This is a genomic window from Candidatus Syntrophosphaera sp. (assembly GCA_019429425.1).
Taxonomy (GTDB): domain Bacteria; phylum Cloacimonadota; class Cloacimonadia; order Cloacimonadales; family Cloacimonadaceae; genus Syntrophosphaera.
Genome location: JAHYIU010000122.1, coordinates 1 through 4,203, shown reverse-complemented (window position 1 = coordinate 4,203; position 4,203 = coordinate 1). Strand labels below are relative to the sequence as shown.

Genomic DNA, 4,203 nt, shown 5'->3' with positions numbered 1-4,203 from the left:
TCCTGGGCTCCCAGCCTGGCCGCGTGTTCAGCGCTTTGGAACTTTGCCTGCGTATCGACCTGCATCCCGACGACCCCGCTCTGCTGCTGGCGAGTCTGGAAACTGGCGATACCAATGTCCCCTATTGTGACGCCCGGGCCCTGCGTGAATACCACGCCCGCTCCAACCAGCTCCGCAAAATGAGGGAGGAACTGCTCCGCGAAGACCCCACTGCCGATTGCTCTGATATCGACTGGGAATACGGCTTCCTGATGGCCGAGATCCGCCGCAACACCAAGCCCCGAGGCGGCATCAAGAACCACGCCCCCGGCCGCAAACACGCCTACCTGCGCCTCAGAAACTCGCTTGCCCGCCTCATCGCCCGCGCAGCCAAAGAAAATCCCGCCCTGGCCGCATACATCAAGCGCTATCTGCGCACCGATTACGGCTTCGCCTGGTACGGGGACCAGATCGTTCTGCCGGAGCGTGAATCCGTCCAAAGCGAACTGCCCCTGGCCGCGTGAGGCAAGCGCTCAGGCCGCAAGGGGACCGGGCCGGTTGAATCAGCCGGGAACGCGCTCCAGGGCCTGCTCCAGGTCGGCTATGAGGTCTTCCGTGTCTTCGATGCCCACGGAATAGCGCACGAGGTCGTCGGTGATGCCGGCTTGCTGCTTGGCGGCTGGCCCCACCTTGGAATGGGTCATGGAGGCGGGGTGTTGGATGAGGGTTTCGACTCCGCCCAAAGACACGGCCAGGGTGGCGACGCGCACGTTGTCCATGAGGACGCGTCCGGCTTCCAGCCCGCCTTTCAGGCCGAAGGAGATCATCGCGCCTGGTCCGGACATCTGTGCTTGGGCCAAGGCGTATTGCGGATGGGAAGGCAAACCGGGGAATTTCACCCATGCGACCCGGGGATGCTGTTCCAGCCAGGCGGCGATCTTCATCGCGTTGGCCTGGGCGCGTTCCAGACGCACTCCGAGGGTCTTCAGGCCGCGGCTCACCAGAAAGGCCTGATGGGGATCCATGCAGCCGCCCAGGTTCGTCATCACGCCGTGCAAAAGCTTGTGATCGGCTTCCGTTTTGGCGATGATCACGCCGCCCACCACGTCCGCGTGGCCGTTTATGAACTTGGTGATGGAGTGCAAAACGATGTCTGCGCCCAGGTCCAGAGGGCGCTGCAGGCAGGGTGAGCAAAAGGTGTTGTCCACCGCGAGGCGGATGCCGCGCTGGCGGCAAAGCTCCGCGCAGGCGGCGATATCGGTGATGGCCATGGTGGGATTGGCCGGGGTTTCGATGTAGAGCAGCCTGGTATTGGGCTTCAAGGCCGCTTCCACCCGCGCGATGTCGCTGCTGTCCACAAAGTCCGCGCTCACTCCGAAGCGGCTGAAATGCTTCTCCAAAACCCCGCGCGAAGGGCCATAGACGGCATCGGTGGAAACGATGTGCGCGCCGGCTTCCAGGCAGGCCATATAGACCGTGACCACAGCCGCCATGCCGCTGGCGGTGGCGATGCCGCCCCAGCCGTGCTCGAGGGCAGCCATGGCGTCTTCCAAAGCCCTCACTGTGGGGTTGCCGAGGCGGGTGTAGATGTAGCCGCCGCTCTCGCCCGCGAAGCAGTCGGCGCCGTCTTGGGCGTCGCTAAACGCGAAAGTGGAGGTCTGGTAGATGGGCGTGACCACCGCATTTAGTGAGTCGGGCTGCTTTCCGGCGTGGATGAGCAGGGTGTCAGTTTTCAAGTCTTTATGCATGCTGTTCCTTCCTTGGTCAGTTTCGCCGGCAGAACCGCGCGGAGGCGCGTGTCCGGCCGCTGGGCTAACTCTTTGCGGTGCCGGGATTTTGTCAACCCGCAAAAAGCCCGCCGCTTTTCCCCATGCTCATCAGCCCGACCTCTGGCTAAAAAAAATAGCTGCCTCTTCGCGCGGAGTGGACATTGTTCCAAATTTAAGTCCCGCAGTGAAATGTGCCCGATCGCGTGGGCGGGGATTCAAGCGCTTGTGGATGTTCCGGGCCTTTCCCAAAAGCCTGCCGGATTAGCGCTTGCGAGTTCCGTTTTAGCAGCCAAAACCGGGCAAGAATGCTGTTGACACAAATCTGCCTCCCAAATATAGGTGCCGGTGTCTGAATTTGGGAGGTTCGTCGTGACCAGCAAAAAGCCCGATCTTGAGGCCCTGCAAGCCCTCGCGGGGGAGAGTTTTCCCCAGTCCGTTGTCCGCACCTATAAAGACGCCTTTGCCCTGGCCTCCAAGCTTTGCGGCGCGGGCGTCCCCCAAGCCCATTACTGGTGCGGCTGCCTCTATCTCTCGGGCCGGGGTGTGCCCAAAAACGTTGTGGATGGCCACCGCCATCTGCTCCTGGCCGTTTGCCTCGATCCCGCCTGCGTTGAGGCCTTGGTCGCGCTTTCCGATTGTTATCGCCGCGGAATCGGCGCGGAAGCCAATCCCATCGAGGCCTACATCTGGGCGATCCTGGCCCGCGCTGAGAATGACGAACTGGTCTCCGACGAACTGCTCGGCGCCCTGGAAAACGAGATCGGCTCCCCCATCGTCACCAAACGGGCCCAGCGCGAGGCAAACGAGCGCTATCAGCTGCGCGGCCGGGGCGAACTGACCCCCGAATACTGCCTGGAGCGCGCCTCCCGCTACAAACCCCCCGCGGAACGCGAGGCAGGATTCACTCGCGCCTATTTCAAGGCGGACGCCGTTGCCTCCGCCTCAAAGCTTGACCGGATCAGGAAATGGAGGATCGAGAACACCCGCGACCTCACCCTCGCCTATTTCCTCGAGACGAACAAGATCACCTTCCGCCACACCAGAAGCAAGCAGACCTTCAAAGCCCGGGATATCTTTTCCGAGCGTTGCCTCTCGCTGCTCAAGGTCTATTGGGACGCCCGCCAGGGCCAGGCCACGCTGGATTACCACGCCCGCCAGGGCCAGGCCACGCTGGATTACCACGCCCGAAATGTGGCCGCCGACGCCGGCTGCAACAGGGAAAACCACAGTATCGTGGATGACTTCAACCACGAATTCCGCAAGCTCTTCGGCCTGGATACCCGCCACAAGGCCTTCCGCTGGCTCGGAAAGGGCAAAGGCAGGCAGCTCGCCGCCCTCATCACCCTCGAGATCATTTAGACACACCCTTTTCCAAACCCGTTTTCTCACGCGATCCGGGTTTTTGGTTGCCCATGAGAATCGTGAGAAAATCTATTTTCACTTTTTTTCATTTGTATCTCCTTGGCAATCAACAACATCTGATTTCAGCATAACCCCCTTTTCTCACAGATTTCTCACCTGAGAACGTAGTAGTGTGGACCCCGGTTTTCCGGGGGACTACTTAACCAAGGAGGTACGCAATGTACCCCATTTTCAACCCCACACTGCTCATGGGCAAGGCCGACAACGCCGCGCCCGCCCTCAACCCCGAAGCGGAGTTCATCATCCTGGATCCGGACTCCAGAGACAGGGCCAAACCCGCGCCCAGGCCCGATCTCTCCTTTGCCGACGGCGGGGAGAGGAGCAACAGCGCCATCAAGTATCCCGTGACCATTGGCAAGAAGGTCACGGCGCCCAGCGTGATCGCCATCCGGGACATCGCGCACGTGATCGAATCCATCAAGACCGGCTTCGTGGAGGGGACCGACCTGCGCGCCCTGATCCACACCATCCGCAACCAGCCCAATCAAGACCTGGCCAAAGCGATGAAGACCGGCCTGCCCTGGTTTTGCGGCGCGGTCTGCGAGCGCTTCCGCTCCAACGCCACGGTGCAGAGCGCCCAATTCATGCTCTTCGACCTCGACCACGTTCCGGACATCGAAGGCATGAAGGCCGCGGCAATCGCGAAACTCCCCTTCGTCCGCTACGCCTTCCGCTCGGTGCGCGACGGGGTGAAGCTGATCGCCCAGCTCGACCGGCCCATCACGGTGGAGGAAGAATTCCGCACCCTCTGGCGCTACCTGGCCCTGCGGGTGATGACCACCCTCGACCACCCTGTGGATTCCGCGCCTGACTGGGCCCGGGCCTGTTTCTTCAGCTTCGATCCCGGGTTGCTGCACAATTCCGGGTTCCGGCCGCTGGAGGTGGAAAAGGCGGGGCTGGAGGCCAAGCTGCTGTACATGATGGCAGCCTGCGCGGAGGAAGATCACGCTGGAGTCGAGCGAGGAACGAGCATGGACTCCAGCAATAACGGAGTAGCGGAAGTATATCCTGGAGTCCATGCGTGCCGGAATCA

The 4,203-nt window shown here is 61.7% G+C and carries 4 protein-coding genes; 3 read left to right on the top strand and 1 reads right to left on the bottom strand.

All coding sequences use genetic code 11. The features are described 5' to 3' along the window. Positions 1-503, top strand: a 503-nt coding sequence (locus tag K0B87_09375; GenBank protein MBW6514945.1) for a hypothetical protein, incomplete at its 5' end; no start/stop codon positions are given. Positions 504-542: 39 nt separating this feature from the next. Here K0B87_09375 and K0B87_09370 read toward each other — a convergent pair. Continuing rightward, positions 543-1,727, bottom strand: a complete 1,185-nt coding sequence (locus tag K0B87_09370; protein MBW6514944.1) for a PLP-dependent aspartate aminotransferase family protein — start codon at positions 1,725-1,727, stop codon at positions 543-545. 390 nt (positions 1,728-2,117) lie between these two features. Between K0B87_09370 and K0B87_09365 the strand changes: the two genes are divergently transcribed. Further along, positions 2,118-3,107 carry an SEL1-like repeat protein gene (locus K0B87_09365; protein ID MBW6514943.1) on the top strand — a complete coding sequence of 330 codons (990 nt, stop codon included), beginning with the start codon at positions 2,118-2,120 and terminating at the stop codon, positions 3,105-3,107. A 221-nt stretch (positions 3,108-3,328) separates the two neighbouring features. Beyond that, the coding region (locus K0B87_09360; protein MBW6514942.1) for a hypothetical protein at positions 3,329-4,203 on the top strand (875 nt) is incomplete at its 3' end.